General features: G+C 73.4%; 17 protein-coding genes. 8 read left to right on the forward strand and 9 right to left on the reverse strand.

Going from position 1 to position 16,632, the window contains the following annotated elements:
• Window positions 1–95: 95 nt before the first annotated feature.
• A complete protein-coding gene (locus EV376_RS13830; protein WP_130323346.1) occupies window positions 96–689 on the forward strand; it encodes a hypothetical protein in 594 nt (197 codons plus the stop codon).
• Between the two features lie 126 nt (window positions 690–815).
• Here EV376_RS13830 and EV376_RS13835 read toward each other — a convergent pair whose 3' ends face one another.
• On the reverse strand, window positions 816–1,565 hold the full coding sequence (locus tag EV376_RS13835) for a PP2C family protein-serine/threonine phosphatase (RefSeq protein WP_130323348.1): 750 nt from the start codon (window positions 1,563–1,565) through the stop codon (window positions 816–818).
• Between the two features lie 67 nt (window positions 1,566–1,632).
• Here EV376_RS13835 and EV376_RS13840 point away from each other — a divergent pair, with 67 nt between their 5' ends.
• The 6 genes from EV376_RS13840 to EV376_RS13865 all read left to right on the forward strand — a co-directional run bounded on the left by EV376_RS13840 (window position 1,633) and on the right by EV376_RS13865 (window position 6,926).
• Window positions 1,633–1,869: a helix-turn-helix domain-containing protein gene (locus EV376_RS13840; RefSeq protein WP_130323350.1), complete on the forward strand. Its 237-nt coding sequence runs from the start codon at window positions 1,633–1,635 to the stop codon at window positions 1,867–1,869.
• Window positions 1,869–2,447, forward strand: a complete 579-nt coding sequence (locus EV376_RS13845) for a Clp protease N-terminal domain-containing protein (protein ID WP_130323352.1) — start codon at window positions 1,869–1,871, stop codon at window positions 2,445–2,447. Before EV376_RS13840 ends, EV376_RS13845 begins: the two co-directional genes overlap by 1 nt.
• Window positions 2,448–2,536: 89 nt before the next feature.
• A complete protein-coding gene (locus EV376_RS13850) occupies window positions 2,537–3,523 on the forward strand; it encodes a diacylglycerol/lipid kinase family protein (RefSeq protein ID WP_486482620.1) in 987 nt (328 codons plus the stop codon).
• Window positions 3,516–4,517 carry a YihY/virulence factor BrkB family protein gene (locus EV376_RS13855; RefSeq protein ID WP_130323356.1) on the forward strand — a complete coding sequence of 334 codons (1,002 nt, stop codon included), beginning with the start codon at window positions 3,516–3,518 and terminating at the stop codon, window positions 4,515–4,517. The genes EV376_RS13850 and EV376_RS13855 overlap by 8 nt, the downstream gene beginning before the upstream one ends.
• 70 nt (window positions 4,518–4,587) lie before the next feature.
• The gene (locus EV376_RS13860) at window positions 4,588–6,078 is read left to right on the forward strand and encodes a phosphatase PAP2 family protein (RefSeq protein ID WP_130323358.1); all 1,491 of its coding nucleotides are present in this window, start codon (window positions 4,588–4,590) and stop codon (window positions 6,076–6,078) included.
• 8 nt (window positions 6,079–6,086) lie between these two features.
• The gene (locus EV376_RS13865) at window positions 6,087–6,926 is read left to right on the forward strand and encodes an endonuclease/exonuclease/phosphatase family protein (RefSeq protein ID WP_130323360.1); all 840 of its coding nucleotides are present in this window, start codon (window positions 6,087–6,089) and stop codon (window positions 6,924–6,926) included.
• A gap of 23 nt (window positions 6,927–6,949) precedes the next feature.
• Here the strand turns inward: EV376_RS13865 and EV376_RS30870 are convergent, their stop codons facing one another.
• Genes EV376_RS30870 through EV376_RS13875 form a run of 3 tightly spaced genes read right to left on the reverse strand, consistent with a single transcriptional unit; the run spans window position 6,950 to window position 8,891 of the window.
• Window positions 6,950–7,078, reverse strand: a complete 129-nt coding sequence (locus tag EV376_RS30870; RefSeq protein ID WP_486482950.1) for a hypothetical protein — start codon at window positions 7,076–7,078, stop codon at window positions 6,950–6,952.
• The gene (locus EV376_RS13870; protein WP_486482621.1) at window positions 7,075–7,932 is read right to left on the reverse strand and encodes an alpha/beta hydrolase; all 858 of its coding nucleotides are present in this window, start codon (window positions 7,930–7,932) and stop codon (window positions 7,075–7,077) included. The genes EV376_RS30870 and EV376_RS13870 overlap by 4 nt, the downstream gene beginning before the upstream one ends.
• Window positions 7,929–8,891 carry a TIGR03557 family F420-dependent LLM class oxidoreductase gene (locus EV376_RS13875; RefSeq protein WP_130323362.1) on the reverse strand — a complete coding sequence of 321 codons (963 nt, stop codon included), beginning with the start codon at window positions 8,889–8,891 and terminating at the stop codon, window positions 7,929–7,931. Before EV376_RS13875 ends, EV376_RS13870 begins: the two co-directional genes overlap by 4 nt.
• Window positions 8,892–9,118: 227 nt before the next feature.
• Here EV376_RS13875 and EV376_RS13880 point away from each other — a divergent pair, with 227 nt between their 5' ends.
• Complete coding sequence (locus tag EV376_RS13880; protein WP_130323364.1) at window positions 9,119–10,501, forward strand: cellulase family glycosylhydrolase; 1,383 nt, start codon at window positions 9,119–9,121, stop codon at window positions 10,499–10,501.
• A gap of 276 nt (window positions 10,502–10,777) precedes the next feature.
• Here the strand turns inward: EV376_RS13880 and EV376_RS13885 are convergent, their stop codons facing one another.
• The 5 genes from EV376_RS13885 to EV376_RS13905 all read right to left on the reverse strand — a co-directional run bounded on the left by EV376_RS13885 (window position 10,778) and on the right by EV376_RS13905 (window position 16,612).
• Window positions 10,778–12,031, reverse strand: a complete 1,254-nt coding sequence (locus EV376_RS13885) for a sigma-70 family RNA polymerase sigma factor (RefSeq protein ID WP_130323366.1) — start codon at window positions 12,029–12,031, stop codon at window positions 10,778–10,780.
• A gap of 3 nt (window positions 12,032–12,034) precedes the next feature.
• On the reverse strand, window positions 12,035–12,427 hold the full coding sequence (locus EV376_RS13890; RefSeq protein WP_486482897.1) for a YciI family protein: 393 nt from the start codon (window positions 12,425–12,427) through the stop codon (window positions 12,035–12,037).
• A 113-nt stretch (window positions 12,428–12,540) separates the two neighbouring features.
• A complete protein-coding gene (locus EV376_RS13895) occupies window positions 12,541–14,751 on the reverse strand; it encodes an alpha-galactosidase (protein WP_130323369.1) in 2,211 nt (736 codons plus the stop codon).
• On the reverse strand, window positions 14,748–15,659 hold the full coding sequence (locus tag EV376_RS13900; RefSeq protein ID WP_130323371.1) for a carbohydrate ABC transporter permease: 912 nt from the start codon (window positions 15,657–15,659) through the stop codon (window positions 14,748–14,750). Before EV376_RS13900 ends, EV376_RS13895 begins: the two co-directional genes overlap by 4 nt.
• Complete coding sequence (locus EV376_RS13905; protein WP_130323373.1) at window positions 15,656–16,612, reverse strand: carbohydrate ABC transporter permease; 957 nt, start codon at window positions 16,610–16,612, stop codon at window positions 15,656–15,658. The genes EV376_RS13900 and EV376_RS13905 overlap by 4 nt, the downstream gene beginning before the upstream one ends.
• Between the last annotated feature and the right edge of the window lie 20 nt (window positions 16,613–16,632).

Below are 16,632 nucleotides of genomic sequence, written 5' to 3' on the forward strand. Positions count from 1 at the left end.
CCAAGTCTTTTGAGCGCCTCGGATGGTGCTTGCACCGCCTACGCCCGTCCCCCCCTTGTGGGCTGGTGGTGCCGACCCCCGAATGGAGCTTCATCATGAACACGATCATGCGTAAGAGCGTTCTGGGTATCGTTGGTCTGGCGTTCGCTGGTGGTCTGGCCGCTGGTCCGCTGAACCACGACACCGCCAGCACGACCGCGCCGGTGACCGGGGCTCCGGTCGCCGCGGTGCAGGCCGACAAGCCGGACACGGGCAAGCTGATCCCGCACGGTGTGCAGGGCAAGCAGTCGCGCATCGACCTGTCCGATGAGCAGACCGCGAATGTGAAGGCGATCATCGCGGCGACGAAGAAGTCCGGCATGGACGAGCGGGCCGCCGTGGTCGCGATCGCCACCGCGCTGCAGGAGTCGAAGCTGGAGAACCTGGGTCACCTGGGTGAGCGCAACGACCACGACTCGCAGGGCCTGTTCCAGCAGCGCCCGTCCAGCGGGTGGGGCACGGTGGAGCAGATCACCGACCCCGAGTACTCGACCATGGCGTTCCTCAAGGGCCTCCAGCAGGTCGACGGCTGGCAGGACATGCCGCTGACCAAGGCCGCCCAGACCGTGCAGGTCTCGGCCTACCCGGACCACTACGCCCAGTGGGAACAGCAGGCCGCCGACCTGGTCGCCAAGCACTGGACCAGCTGACCCACACACACATTCCTCACAGGGGGAAATGAAGTCGCTGGCCGGCACCCGAGCCCGGGGTGCCGGCCAGCGGCGTCTCCGCCCACGGGAGCCTCGAAGGGGGCGGCCGGCGAGGTGCGTCCGCTCCTACCGCACCCGGATCAGGACGGCGGTGGCGTTGTCGGCGCCGCCGGCGGTCAGGGTCGCGTCGAGCAGGTCCCGGGTGACCTCGTCGGGCTGCGCCGCCGTGAGCAGTTCCCGGATCCGGTGGTAGTCGAGCTGGTCGCTGAGGCCGTCGGTGCAGAGCAGCCAGGTGTCACCGGGGCGCAGCGTCACCGCGAGCAGGTCGGCCTCCGGCTCGCCGGGGTGGCCGGCGTACCGGGTGAGCTGGTAGCGGGCCCGGGCGGCGGCGGGGGAGTCGGCCGCGTACCAGCCGTGGACCACGCCGAGCCAGGCGGCCGTGTGGTCGACGGTGAGCAGTTCGAGGAGGCCGTCGCGCAGCCGGTACGCCCGCGAGTCGCCGAGTTGGACCAGCCAGCCCTGGCCGCCGTCCGGCTCGACGAGCAGGGGGGTGAGCGTGCACCCGGTCAGTTCGGCGAGGTCGGCGCCGGCGGCGCGTACCGCCGACTGGACCTCGGCCACGGCGGCGCGCAACCGCCGGGCGTCCACCCGGGGCCAGGCGGCCCGGACCCCGGCGACGAGCGCCTGCACGGCGGTGGCTCCGGCCCGCCGGCTTCCCTCGCCCGCGCCCATGCCGTCCGCTACCACGGCGAGCGGCAGGTCGGGGTCGACGTGAAGGACGTCGAAGTTCGCCGGGTACCGGTGGCCGACCACGCTGTCGCCCGCCACGTCCAGCCGGAGATCGCCGACGGACACCGACGTGGGGTGAGCGCGCATGGCCGGACCCTAACAGGATCGTCAACCAGGGTTGACAACGGCCGCTTCGTCAACGTAAGTTGACACCATGAGTCAGGCGACGGAACTCGCGGCGGCCGCCGCCAGCACCGACCCCCGGGTCGGGTTGCGCGCCGTCCGCGCACTGCGCCGGCTGCTCGAGCGGCTCGAGGTGGTCCAGGTCGACAACGCCCGACGGCAGGGCTGGTCCTGGCAGGAGATCGCCGACGCGCTCGAGGTCAGCCGGCAGGCGGTCCACAAGAAGCACGCCGGGCGGCCGGCGGTCGATCAGTCCTGGGAGGCGTGATGTTCGAGCGGTTCACCGACCGGGCCCGCAGCGTGGTGAAGCAGGCCCGCGAGGAGGCCCGCACCGAGGGGCAGCGGCCGGTCGGCACCGAGCACCTGCTGCTCGCGCTGCTGACCGACGGCGACAGTCTCGCCGTGCGGGTGCTGCACGAGGCGGGCGTGAGCGCGGACGACCTCCGGGCCCGCATCCGCCGCCACACCGAGCACGCCGGCACCGGCCTGGCCGACGCCGACGCGGCGGCCCTGCGCGAGATCGGCATCGACCTGGCGGCCATCGTCGCGCGGATCGAGGAGACCTTCGGCCCGGACGCGCTCCGCGAGGCCGCGCCGGCGTCGCGCCGCCGCTGGGGCCGGCGACGGTACGCGGGCGGCCCGTTCTCGCCCCGCGCCAAGAAGGTTCTCGAACTGTCCCTGCGCGAGGCGCTGCGGCTGCGCCACGGGCACATCGGCACCGAGCACATCCTGCTCGGCCTCCTCCGGGAGGGGAACGGCCTCGCCGCCCTGGTCCTGACCGAGGCCGGCGTCGGGCTCGACGACCTGCGCCGCCGCGTCGAGACCGCGCTCCGCGCCGCGGCCTGACCACCCGCGGGGCGCGCGCCGTTCAAACCTTTCTGTGGCGCTGTCCTCGTGGGCTCGCTGAACGCGCCGTCGTGCCGCACACTGGCGCCGTGAACGGTGGAGCGGACAGCGGCGGGCTGCGGTCGGCCGTGGTGGTGAACCCGGCGAAGGTGGCCGACCTGGACGAGCTGCGCCGCACGGTCGACGAAGCCCTCGTCGCCGCCGGCTGGGCCGAACCGCTCTGGTTCGAGACCACCGTCGAGGACCCGGGGCGCGGCCAGACCGAGGAGGCCGTCAAGGCCGGCGTCGACGTGGTCTTCGCCTGCGGCGGTGACGGCACGGTGATGTCCTGCGTCAGCGGGCTGGTCGGCACGGAGGTGGCGCTGGCCGTGCTGCCGCAGGGCACCGGCAACCTGCTCGCGGCCAACCTGGGCCTCTCCGACGACCTCGCGGCCGGCCTCGAGGTGGCGGTCGAGCGTGGCCGGCGACTGCTCGACGTCGGCCAGGTCGAGGAGCACTACTTCACGGTGATGGCCGGCATGGGCTTCGACGCGCAGATGCTCGCCGACACCTCCGAGACCACGAAGCGGCGGATCGGCTGGCCGGCGTACGTGATGGGGGCGGCCCGACACCTGCGGGACCGACCGATGCGGGTCGCCATCCGGATCGACGACCAGCAGCCGGTCCGCCGGCGCGCCCGGTCCGTTCTGGTCGCCAACGTCGGCCGCCTCCAGGGCGGCGTACGCCTGCTCACCGAGGCCGAGCCCGACGACGGGTACCTGGACGTCGCCGTGCTCACCCCGCGGACGCTGCGGCACTGGATCCAACTGGGCTGGGCGGTGCTGCGGCGGCGCGAGCGGGTCCCGCGGATGGAGGTGTTCCGCGGCCGGCGGGTGGAGATCACCAGCGACCGCCCGCAGCCGCGCGAGCTGGACGGTGACCTCATCGATCCGGGCCGCACGCTGAAGGCGGAGATCCGGCGCCGGGCGTTGTGGCTGTGCGTACCGCAGCCGGAGCGCGCGCCCGACCTCGCGGTTGACGCCGAGGCCGTCGCCGAGCGCGGCGAACGGCTGATCGGGGAGGCGCACGGTGAGTAGCACCCGGATGGTGCCGGAGACCCGGCTGATGGCGGACGAGGAACTGTCCGCCGACGACGCCTGGCACACGCTGCGCCGGGAGGGCGGCTGGCACCTGCTGCGGGACGCGTTCATCCGGTTCCGCTACGGCGACGGGTTCAGCCACTCCCGGGCGTTCGCGTTGCAGCTCTGCCTCGCGGTCGTGCCGTTCCTGATCGCGCTGACCGGTCTGATCTCGGAGCTGGGTGTCCAGGAGGGCGGCGAGGTCGTCGCCGACACCGTGCTGGCGCTCTCCCCGGGCGCCAGCGACGAGGTGGTGGGCGAGCTGCTCGGCGAGGGCGAGCGCACCGAGGAGGTCGGCGAGCTGGCCCTGACCCTCGGACTGCTCACCGGCCTGGTCGCGCTGACCACGACGATGGCGCAGATCGAGCGGGGCGCGAACCGGATCTACGGCGTCGAGCGGGACCGGCCGGCACTGTGGAAGTACGTCCGCGCCGCGGTCCTCGCCGTCGCCGCCGGCCTGCCCGCGCTGACCGGGTTCCTCATCCTGGTCGCCGGTGGGGCGATCGGCGACTCGGTGCAGCGCCACTACGCGTGGGGTGACGTCGCCGAGAGCGGGTGGGACGTGGTGCGGTGGCCGCTGAGCCTCGCGCTGACCGTGCTGGCCGTCGCCGTGCTGTTCCGGCACGCGCCGCGCCGCAACCAGCCCGGCCTGTCGTGGCTCTTCTTCGGCGCGGGGATCGCCACGGCGCTGTGGTGGATCACCAGCCTGCTGCTCGCGGCGTACGTGGCCTGGAGCGACGACTTCAACCAGACGTACGGCGCGCTGACCGGCATGATGGCGCTGCTGCTGTGGGCAAACCTCACCGGCATGGCACTCTTCGGCGGGCTGGCCTTCGCCGCCCAACTGGAGGCGGTCCGGATCGGCGTCCAGGAGCCCGCCCAGCCCGACCTGTGGGAGCCCGAGGCAGCGCGGGTGGAGGTGCCCGACACCGGCGAGATGACCTCCCGCTAGACCGGCCTCCGGTGTACGTGGAGCCCCCATGGGGTAAAGCGCCACGCCAGGAGCTGAGAGGGAGGCTGCCGTGAGCGCGGTCATCGATGCGTTGCGCCGACCCCTGGGTCACTTCACCGAGCGGACGCTCGCCGGCCTGGCGCTCGTGCTCGGCACCGGAGTCGGATTCGGCGTGCTGCTGGTGCTGGTCCGCGTCCGGTGGACGCCGCTGTACGACGTCGACCACGGCGTCGCCGCCTGGCTCAACGACCTCGTGTCGCCGTACGGGCCGCTGGTGACGGTGCTCAACGCGCTCACCGATCTCGGCGGGCGGGCGGTGCTGATCTGGTTGATCTCGGTGGCCATGGTCGGCCTGCTGATCCGTCGGCAGGGCCGGCTGGCGGTGTTCCTCATCGTCACCGGCGTCGGCGCGCTCATCCTGGACCCGGCGCTCAAGACGCTGGTCGACCGGCTGCGTCCCGAGGTGGCGGTGCCGATCGGCGGGTACGCGGGGCAGAGCTTCCCCTCCGGCCACGCGCTCGGGTCGTTCGTCGCGTACGGCGCGCTGCTGCTGGTCTTCCTCCCGGCGCTGGCGCCGCGCTGGCGCCGGCCGGCCGTCGCCCTGGTCGCCACGATCGTGGCGCTGATCGGGCTGACCCGGATCGCGCTCGGCGTGCACTTCGTCTCGGACGTGCTCGGTGCCTGGCTGCTCGGTGCGGCGTGGCTGGGCATCACCGCGTACGCCTTCCGCCTCTGGCGGCTGGAACGCGGCCGGCCGGTGCCGGCGTTGAGCGAGGGGCTCGAACCGGAGGCCGCGTACGACGTGGCGCCCGCCCCCGACGAGGCGCACCTGCTGCCGCACCCCCGGGCCGCGGTCTTCGAGCTGGTCGTCGGCTGGGTGCTGGTGCTCGGTGCGCTCTTCGGGTTCGGCATCTTCGTCAGCTACCACGCCGGCGGCACGTTCCTCGCGACCCTGGACACCGAGGTGCCGCGCTGGTTCGCCGAGCAGCGCACTGCCGCCCGGGACGACGTCTCCTGGTGGTGGAGCAAGGCCGGCGACACGCACGCGATCCTGCTGGTCTCGCTGGTCTTCTGCCCGCTGGTGCTGGCGGTGTGGCGGCGGTGGCGACCGGTGCTGTTCGTCGCGCTGACCATGTTCGGCGAGCTGAGTCTCTTCCTCGCCGCGGCCGCGGCGGTGGACCGGCCCCGGCCGCCGGTGGGGAACCTGGACGGGCCGATGCCGACGTCGTCCTTCCCGTCCGGCCACATCGCGGCCACCCTCTGCCTCTGGGTGGCCATCGCGATCGTCGTCTTCCCGCGGACCGACCGCTGGTGGCGGTGGGTCTTCGTGGCCCTGGCGGTGGTGCTGCCGGTCGGGGTGGCGGTCTCCCGGATGTACCGGGGGATGCACCACCCGACCGACTTCATGGGCGCGATCATCCTGTGCACCCTCTGGGTGGGGTTGCTCTACTGGGTGGTCCGCCCGAACGAGGACCTGCGCGAGGGCAACCGGCCAACGATCGAGTCGGAGGATGTGCACACCCTCGACGACGAGCTGGCCAAGGCCGGCCGGGTGGACTGACCGGGCGCATGCTGCGGGTGGCGACCTGGAACATCCGGACCGGCGGCCGCGACACCGGCGGCACCGACCGGCGGGACCTGATCCTGCGGGTCCTCGACGAGCTGCGGCCGGACGTCCTCGCGTTGCAGGAGCTGCGCGGCTTCGACGACCGGGTGCTGGCCGGCTTCGCCGACCGGATCCAGATGCGTGGGCACCTGGCCCGGTCGTGGTTCGGTCAACCGGTGGGGGTGCTCGTCCGCCCGCCGCTGCGGGTGCTCGCCGCCGGGCCGCTCCGCCGTCCGTTCCACCACGCCGCGGTCCGGGTCCGGGTGGCGACGTCGGCGGGACCGCTGACGCTGCTCGGCACGCACCTCGATCCGTACTCGGGTGGCCGGCGGCGGCTGGAGGCCGACTGGCTGGCGGCGGCCCTCCGCCGGGGGCGGGCCGACCTGGCCCTGGTCGCCGGGGACCTCAACACCCTCGACCCGGCGGCCGACCATGCCGAGCGCCTGGCCGGGCTGCCGGAGCTGTACCGGCGCCGGCACCTGCGGCGCGACGGCCGGACCGTCGACACGCGGGCGGTCGGCCGGCTGCTGGACGCCGGCCTGGTGGACCTGTGGCGATCTGCTGGCGCTGGCGGGCCGGGACCCGGTGCGAGCGGGCCCGACGAGGCGGGTGACGCGGCGGGGCGGACCGTGCCGACCCGGCACGGTGGCGCGGAGTTCGCGCCGATGCGCCTGGACTACCTCCTGGCCACGCCGAGGCTCGCCGAGCTGACCCGGCAGGTGCGGGTGGTCCGGGGCGGCGCGACCGAGTACGCCTCCGACCACTACCCGGTCGCCGCCGACCTCGACCTCACCGTCGCCTGAGGACGCACCCCGGATCCGGCGCGTCACAGCGCCAGGTTGAGCAGCACGGTCAGCACGATCGAGGCGACGATCGAGAAGAGGATCATCAGCAGGCAGCCGAGGCCGCCGCCGGCCGGCCGGATCTCCATGTTGCCGATGCGCATGCGGATCACCTGTTCGTCAGGGTAGGGGCCAGTAGGTGTCGAACGGCGTCGGCGACCTGCGCCGGCGCGGTGGTGACGACGTTGTGCGCGGCGCCGGGCACCGCGAGGTCCCGGCCGCCGGGGACGAGCCGCGCGGCCTGCGACCGCCAGCCCGCCGGCGCGACCGGGTCCCGCGAGCCGGTCACCACCAGGGTGGGCACGGTGATCCGTACCAGGTCCGCCTCGACGGTGTTGCGCACCGAGTGGCCCAGCGTGGCGTACACCCGCCAGGGGCGGGCGTCCCAGACGTCGCGCAGCAGGATCGGCGCCTGGAGCTTCGCCTCGCGCAGCGCGTCCACCAGCCAGCGGCCGAACTGGCCGCGCCGGGACCGCGCCGCCGGGTCGCTGGTCGGTCCGGCCAGCACCACCGCGCGGACCGCGCCGGGATGGCGGGCGGCGAGCGACGCGACGACCTCCGCGCCGAAGGAGTGGCCGAGCAGGCAGGCCGGCGGCAGCCGGTACGCGGCCAGCCAGGCCGCCAGGTGGTCGGCGAGCCGGGGCACGCCGTACGCCGTGTCGGGGCGTTCGCTCAGGCCGAAGCCGGGGAGGTCCGGCACGTACACGGGGTGCGTGTCGGCGAGCCGCGCCGCCAGCGGGGTGAGGTACCGGTGCGAGACGGCCAGCCCGTGCACGAGGACCACCGGTGGCGCGCCGGTGCCCGGGTCGGCGCCGCGGCGGGTGTGCGTCCGCAGGCCGTCCACGAGCCGCCACTCGCTGGTGAGCCCGGCGGCCGGGCGGGGCGCGGCGAGCGCGAGGCGCAGCTCGCCCGGGCCGAACCGGCCGGGCGCGGTCGGGCGGGGCCGCCGCAGCGGCGAGGGCCTCACAGCTCCCGCAGGCGCGGCAGCAGCTGCTCCTGCGCCCACTCCAGGAACATCGGCTGGCTGTCCCCGCCGACCTGTACGAGCGCGACGTGGCTGAAGCCGGCGTCGACGAACTTCTTGAACGCCTCGACGTGCCGGTCCACGTCCGGGCCGCAGGAGATGCCCTCGGCCACGTCCTCCTCGCGGACGAACTGGGTGGCGGCGGCGAAGGAGTCGGGGCCGGGCAGGTCGGCGTTGACCTTCCAGCCGAGCCCGAACCAGCGGAACTGGTCGTGCACGATCTTGCGGCACTCGGCCTCGTCCGGCCCGTAGCAGATGGCGACCTGCCCGTAGCGGGGCTTCCCGACGCCGCCGGCGTCGTCGTACATCTGGATGAGGTGCGGGTCCGGTTCGGTGGCGATGACGCCGTCGGCGTACTCGGCGGCGAGGGTGGTCGACTGGCGGCCGGACGCGGCGACGGCCATCGGCACCGGCCGTTCGGGCCGGTCCCACACGTACGCGTCGGGCACGTCGTAGTGGTTGCCGGAGAAGGTAAGCGTCTCCCCGTTGAGCAGCGGCCGGATGATCTGCAGCGCCTCCTCGAACATCTCGTGCCGCTGCTGCACGTGCGGCCAGCCGCCGACGACGTGCTCGTTGAGGTTCTCACCCGCGCCCAGGCCCAGGGTGAACCGGCCGTCGGAGAGCGCCCCGACGGTGCTCGCCTTCTGCGCCACGACGGCCGGGTGGTAGCGGCGGATCGGGCAGGTCACGAACGACATCAGCGCCGCCCGGGAGGTGGCGTGGGCGACCGCGCCGAGCACCGACCAGGCGTACGGGGAGTGGCCCTGGGAGTCGAGCCAGGGGTAGTAGTGGTCGGACACGACCAGGTGGTCGAAGCCGGCCGCCTCGGCGCGCACGGCGTAGTCGACCAGCTGTTTCGGCCCGGCCTGCTCGCCCAAGAGGGTGTAGCCGACGTTCACCATGGTGCCTCCTCGTTCCGACCCGGCCGATCCTCCCGGGTTACCCCGGCCTGCGCCGGTCAACCCTCACGGTCCAGGTTCCTTAACCGGTTCATTGCGTTGCGGCAGCCATCGTCCTACGCTGATGCCTGCGCCGCCGGGAGCCAGGTGGCGGCTGTCGGGCTACAGCCGCTGTCCCCTGTGACGTCCCACCCCTGCGCGGGCAGCGGGGGTCCTCGGTGAGGAAGGCCATGACAAGAAGACTCTCCGCTGCCGGCACCGCGCTGCTCGCGCTGGTCGTCGCGGTGCTGATGATCGGGCAGCCGGCGCGGGCCGCGACCGGCTTCACGGTCGCCAACGGCAAGCTGTACGAGGCGAACGGCAACGAGTTCATCATGCGCGGGGTCAACCACGCGCACACCTGGTACACGAACCAGACCAGCTCCTTCGCCAACATCAAGGCGCTCGGGGCGAACACCGTACGGGTCGTGCTCTCCAGCGGTGACCGGTGGACCCGCAACAGCGCGGCCGACGTCGCGAACGTCATCTCGCTGTGCAAGACCAACCGGCTGATCTGCGTCCTGGAGGTGCACGACACCACCGGGTACGGCGAGCAGAGCGGCGCGGTGTCGCTCGACCGGGCCGTGGACTACTGGATCAGCATCGCCGACGTCCTGCGTGGACAGGAGGCGTACGTGATCGTCAACATCGGCAACGAGCCGCACGGCAACCAGGGCTACGCCGCCTGGACCACCGACACGTCGAACGCGATCCGGCGGCTGCGCAACGCCAACTTCGACCACACGATCATGGTCGACGCCCCGAACTGGGGTCAGGACTGGACGTTCACGATGCGCGACAACGCGGCGGCGGTCTTCGCCGCCGACGCGGACCGCAACACCGTCTTCTCCATCCACATGTACGGCGTCTTCGACACCGCCGCCGAGATCAGCGATTACCTCGGCCGGTTCCGCACCGCCGGGCTGCCGATCGTGGTGGGCGAGTTCGGCCACAACCACTCCGACGGCGACCCGGACGAGGACGCGATCCTCAGCTACACCCAGGCCAACCGCATCGGCTGGCTGGGCTGGTCCTGGAGCGGCAACGGCGGCGGGGTGGAGTACCTGGACCTCGCCATCAACTTCGACCCGAACAACCTGAGCACCTGGGGTCAGCGGCTGTTCAACGGCGCCAACGGCATCAAGGCCACCGCGCGGGAGGCGACCATCTTCGGCAACCCGCCGACCAGCCCGCCGCCGACGACGCCTCCGCCGACGACCCCGCCGCCGACGACGCCTCCGCCGACCACCCCGCCGCCGACGACGCCCCCGCCGGGCGGTTGCACGGCCACGTACACGGTCACCAACCAGTGGCCGGGCGGCTTCCAGGGGGACGTCCGGGTGACCGCCGGCGGGTCGGCGATCACCGGCTGGACGGTGCGCTGGACGTTCGCCAACGGCCAGACCGTCAACCAGGCCTGGAACGCGTCGGTGACCAGTAGCGGCTCGACGGTGACCGCCCGCAACGTCGACTGGAACGGCCGGCTGGGCGCCGGCGCCAGCACCAGCTTCGGCTTCATCGGCAGCTGGAACGGCACCAACACCGCCCCCACGGCGACCTGCACCGCCAGCTGAATCTCCGCACCGGTGGCCGGGCCCGGTCGGGCCCGGCCACCACCGGCCGGCGCCGGACGCCGCCCGAGGGCACCCGCATCGGGTGGCCGTCCGGCCCGCGGCACGAGGAACCTCACCGCGTCCTTTGCTCTGCTTCAACGAGCGCATGGGTTTCCGCTCGAAACCGGTGCGTGGGTTGAAGCAGAGCAAAGGAGGAAAAGGGGCTCGTCCGCCCCCGTGGCCGCACGTCAACCCGAGTCGCCGGGCGACCCGCCACCTGCGGCGGAAGGTGGCAGGTCAGGACTCCGCGGCGAGGCGGGCGGCGCGCAGGCGTAGGTAGCGCTGTTCGGGGAGGCTCGCCGTCAGCTCGGCGGCGGCGCTGTAGTCGGCGATCGCCCGCTCCCGGTCGCCGGCCATCTCGTGCAGGTGCGCCCGGGCGGCGGGCAGCCGGTGGTGGCCGGCCAGTCGGGGGTCCGCCGCCAGGTCGTCGAGGGCGGCCAGCCCGGCGGCCGGACCGTGCACCATGGCGGTCGCCACCGCCCGGTTGAGCGAGACCACCGGGCCGGGGGACAGCCGCTCCAGCACCTCGTACAGCGCGAGGATCTGCGGCCAGTCGGTCTCCGCCGCGGTCGGCGCCTCGTCGTGCAGCGCGGCGATCGCGGCCTGCACCTGGTACGGCCCGACCGGCCCCCGGGGCAGCGCCCGGGTCACCAGCGCGACACCCTCGGCGATCGCTGCCCGGTCCCACCGCGAGCGGTCCTGATCGGCCAGGGGGACCAGCTCTCCGGCGGGGTCGGTGCGTGCCGCGGCGCGCGCGTCGGTGAGCAGCATGAGCGCGAGCAGCCCGGCGACCTCGCTCTCGCCCGGCACCGCCCGGTGCAGCCCGCGGGCCAGCCGGACCGCCTCCTCCGCCAGGTCCACCCGCCGCAGCTCGGCGCCGACGCTGGCGGTGTGCCCCTCGGTGAAGATCAGGTAGAGCACGTGCAGCACCGCCGCGAGCCGGGCCGGCCGCTCTGCCGCCGCCGGCATTCGGAACGGCACCCCCGAGGAGCGGATCCGCTGCTTGGCCCGGCTGATCCGCTGCGCCATCGTGGCCTCGGGGACCAGGAACGCGCGGGCGATCTCCGCCGTGGTGAGGCCGCCGACCGCCCGCAGGGTCAGGGCGATCGCCGACGCGGGGGAGAGCACCGGGTGCGCGCACAGCAGCAGCAGGACCAGCGTGTCGTCGCGCTGCCCGCCCAGTTCCTCGTCCGCCGCCGGTGCGGTCAGCCGGTCGTCCGGCTCCCGGCGGGCCACCAGGTCCTCGCGCCGCCGCCGGGCCGTCTCGGCGCGGACCAGCTCGACCATCCGGCGGTACGCGACCTGCACGAGCCAGCCGCGCGGATTGTCCGGCAGACCGTCGACCGGCCACTGCGTCGCCGCCGCCAGCAGCGCCTCCTGCACGGCGTCCTCGGCGGTGGCGAAGTCACCGAAGCGGCGGGCGAGCACGCCGAGGACCTGCGGCGCCAGCTCGCGCAGCAGGTCCTCGACGGCACGACGGGCGGTGTCCAGGCGTCACAGCTCCTCGGGCGGTGCGGACATGACGGGGTGCACCTCGATCGGCATGTTCAGCGGCCGGCCGCCGGGGCCGGGCGCGGTGGAGATGTGCGCGGCGACCTCCACCGCCCGCTCGGGGCTGTCGACGTCGACGATCCACCAGCCGGCCAGGAACTCCTTCGTCTCGGCGAACGGGCCCTCGGTGACCACCGGCTCGCCGGCCGACCCGGCCCGGACGATCTTCGCCTGCGCCGGCCCGCCGAGGCCCTCGCCCTGGACCCACTCGCCGTCGGCGACCAGCTTCTCGTTGACCTCGCCCATGAACCCGATGTGGGCCCGGATCTCCTCCGGGGTCCAGATGTGGATCGGCGGGAAGTCGGTGTCGGCGGTGCTGAACTGCATGAGCAACATGTACTTCACGTCTGACTCCTCAGCTCTCGGGCACCATCGTCGGTGCTCTCACCCGTAGGTAGAAGCCGGCACACCGGTCCTCGACATCCTCCGCGAACTTTTCCGGGGAATTTCTAGTCCCGCGCCGCGACCTCCACCAGCAGCGCCTGCTCCGGGTGCAGCGCCGGCAGCTGGAGACCGACCGAGGCGAGCACGCTCCCGGGCAGGGTGACGCCCCGGTCGTCCCACCAGCCCGGCTCGGTCAGCTGGAGCACGGCCGGCTCCGGCACGCCGGCCGCCGGGCGGACCGCGTACCGGCGGTGCCCGTCGAGGCCGGGGAACCGGACCGGCCCCGGCACCTGCGCCACCGAGGTGGCCAGCCGCGTCACCGCGTACACCGCTCGGGAGCGGTCGTGGGCGACCACGCCGTGCGCCCAGACGGCCGGGTCGGGGTGGTCGACCCGGACCACCCGGCCGGAGTGCAGCAGCGGCCGGAGGCGCTTGTGCAGCCCCACCCAGGCGGCCAGCTCCCGGCGCTCACCGGTGCCGATCGCCCCGATGTCCCACTCGATGCCGTGGTGGCCGAAGAGCGCGGTCACCGCCCGGAAGCCCAGGTCGTGCACGCGGTGCGTGGTGTGCGAGCGCTCCGGCCCGATGTGCGTGCCGACCAGCTCGGGCGGCAGCAGCAGGCCGGTCCAGCGCTGGATCGCCAGCCGTTCCAGCGCGTCGTTGCAGTCGCTGGCCCAGACCCGGTCGGTGCGCCGCAGGATCTCCAGGTCGACCCGCGCGCCGCCGGAGGAGCAGCTCTCGATCTCCACGCCGGGGTGACGGGCGCGCAACTCGTCCAGGAGCCGGTAGACCGCGAGGGTCTGCTCGCGTACGCCCGGCCGGCCGTGGTGGCCGGCCTCGGTGAGGTCCCGGTTGTGGTCCCACTTGAGGTAGCTGATGCCCGGGTGCTCGCGCAGCAGCGCGTCGAGCCGGCCGAGCAGGTACGCGTACGCCTCCGGGTGGGCGACGTCGAGCACCTGCTGGTGCCGCCACTCCGGCGGCAGCCGGCCGGGCACCGCGAGCAGCCAGTCGGGGTGGGCCCGGTACAGCGCCGAGTCGGTGTTGACCATCTCCGGCTCGACCCAGAGGCCGAACCGCAGGCCGAGCCCGGTCACGTGGTCGATGAGCGGGGTCAGGCCGTCCGGCCAGATCTCCTCGTCGACGTACCAGTCGCCCAGCCCGGCGCGGTCGTGCCGCCGGCCGCGGAACCAGCCGTCGTCGAGGACGAACCGCTCCACCCCGACCTCGGCGGCCCGGTCGGCGAGGTCGCGCAGCCGGTCGAGGTCGTGGTCGAAGTAGACCGCCTCCCACACGTTCAGCGTGACCGGCCGGGGTGTGCGCGGATGGTTCGGCCGGGCCCGCAGGTGGCGGTGCAGCACGTCGCTGAGCCCGTCCAGCCCGGCGTCGGACCACGCGGCGTAGAGCAGCGGGGTGGCGTACTCGGCCCCCGGCGCGAGCACGACCTCGCCGGGGGCCAGCAGCTCACCGCCGCCGAGCGTCGACTCGCCGGTGGGCCGCCGCTCGGCGAAGGTGACGTGGTCGCCGCTCCAGGCGGTGTGCACCGCCCACACCTCGCCGTGCCCGAAACCGAAGCCGGCGGTGCCGGCCACCAGCAGCAGGGTCGCGTCGTGCCCGGTGCGGCCGTGCCGGCCCTCCCGGACCCAGGTGCCCATCGGCCACGGGTGCCGCTGCGGCGACCGTTCCCGGCACCAGCGGCCGGTCAGGTCGAGCAGTTCGGTGGCGACCGCCGGCACCGGCAGCACCGGTACCAGCTCCCGCAGCTCGTACGCCGTCGCGCCGTCGTTGCGCAACCGGTGCCGTACGGTCAACAGGCCGTGCGGGTCCAGCGCCAGCTCGACGGTGAGGGACAGGCCGGCGGCCGGGTCCGACGCCCGCACGGTCACCCGCGCCGTCCCGGGCCCGTCGCGGTCCCGGGACGCATCGGGTACGCGCACCGGGTCGCCGCCCGCCGCCACCCGGTCCGGGTCCGGGGCGCTGCCGGCGACCTCGACGCCGTCCAGCCGGAACGCGGTGGACCAGGCCGCCCCGTCCCGGTGCCCGGCCAGCGCCGGCCGGCCGCTCCACCCGGCGCTCGGCTCGGGCAGCAGGGACAGCACGGTCGGCGCGTCGAAGCTGCTCGGCACCACCGGCGGGACGGTCGCGGCGACCAGGGCGGACAGCTCGTCGTCGGTGAGCGGGCCCAGGTCGGCGCCCCAGTGCACGACGCGGGGCAGCCCGGGGCCGCGCGCGTCGAGCACCAGGCTGGTCCGGGCACGGCTCAGGCGCAGGATCGTCATCCCTTGGACGCTCCCAGGGTCAGGCCCCGGACGAACTGCTTCTGGAGCAGGAAGAAGATCACCAGGGTTGGGATCGCGACCAGCACCGAGCCGGCCGAGACCAGGTTGTTGTCGGTGAAGAACTCACCGCGCAGGTTGTTCAGCGAGCTGGTGACCGGGAACTTGTCGCCGGTGCGCATCAGCACGGTGGCCCAGAAGAACTCGTTGTAGATCCAGGTCACCTCCAGCGTCGCCAACGCGGCCAGGGCGGGCCGGCACAGCGGCATGGTCACCTGCCAGTACTGCCGCCAGACGCTCGCCCCGTCGACCATCGCCGCCTCGTACAGGTCCCGGGGGAGCGCCTTCATGTAGTTGCTCAGCACGAAGACGCAGAAGCCGCACTGGAAGGCGACGTTGACCAGGATCAGGCCCCAGTAGCTGTCGTACAGCAGCTCGGAGTCGCTCATGAACTCCGGCAGCGGCACCTGCGTGAACAGCCGGAACAGCGGGATCAGCAGGGCCTGCTGGGGCAGCAGGTTCGCCGCCGTGAACAGGCCGAGCAGGATCAGGTTGGTACGCCAGCTGAACCGCGCGATGACGAACGCCACGCACGAGGCGAGGAAGAGGGTCAGCAGCACCGCCGGCACAGTGATGTACGCGGAGTTGAGGAAGTGCTGGCCGAACTCGGCGGTCCGCCACGCGGTGACGTAGTTGTCGAACGTCCAGCCGCCGAGTGAGACGTACCCGTTGGCCGCGGTGTACTCGTAGGAGCGCAGCGAGGTGAGCACGGCCCACAGGATCGGGAACAGCCAGCCGACGGCGACCGCACCCAGGAAGACGTGCAGGACCACCCGGGCGGGCCGCAGCGGTCGGCGGCGCGCGACCGGCGCGTCGGCCGCCGGCTCACGGGTCAGCGTCGCGGTGCTCATCGCCGGTCCTCCCTCATCACGGTGGCCAGGTAGACGGTGATGAAGACCAGCGAGACGACCAGCATGATGGTCGCCAGCGCCGAGCCGAAGCCGATCCGGCTGGCCTCGCCGACCACGTTCGCGGTCACCAGCGCGGAGAGCAGTTCCAGGCCGTTGCGTCCCTTGTTGATGACCCAGACCAGGTCGAACGCGCGCAGCGACTCGATCACGGTCACCACCAGCACGATGATGTTGATCGGGCGCATGACCGGGAAGACCACCCGGAAGAAGGCGCGGGTCTCCGAGGCGCCGTCGACGGCGGCGGCCTCCCGCAGCGACGGGTCCACGCCCTTCAGGCCGGCCAGGTAGAGCAGCATGATGTAGCCGACGTGCCGCCAGCCGGCCGCGACCAGCACCGCCCAGATGTTGACGTCCGGGTCGCCGTACCAGTCGACGTTGGCGCCGGACACGCCGTTGAGCAGCCCCTGGTCGCGGGAGTAGATGAGCTGCCAGACGAAGCCGATCAGCGCCAGGGAGAGCACCACCGGCAGGTAGAGCGCGGTCTGGTAGAACCGCGTGCCGCGCAGCTCCTTGTCGAGCAGCACGGCCAGGAACATGCCGAGCGGGGTCGCCACCACGAAGAGGGCGGCCAGCCAGAGCAGGTTGTTCTGCACGGCCGGGACGAACGGCGGGTAGATCTGCACGACGTCGGCGTAGTTGCGGCCACCGACCCACTCGATCTCGCTGATCGGGCCGATGCCGTCCCAGTCGGTGGCCGACAGCGCCACCGTGGCCAGCGCCGGTAGCCAGACCAGACTGACGACGAGCAGCAGCGGTACGAGCACCATCAGCGCGATGACCACGCGGTCGGTGCCGGACAGGAGCCGTAGCCGACGGCCGCGCCCACCGGTGGTGGTGGTCGCGGCCGGCGGCGGTACGGCGCGGTCCGCTTGGACCAGGGGCAGGTCGGACACGGTTGTCCTCCCCCTTCCGC

It is taken from the genome of Micromonospora sp. CNZ295 (assembly GCF_004217535.1).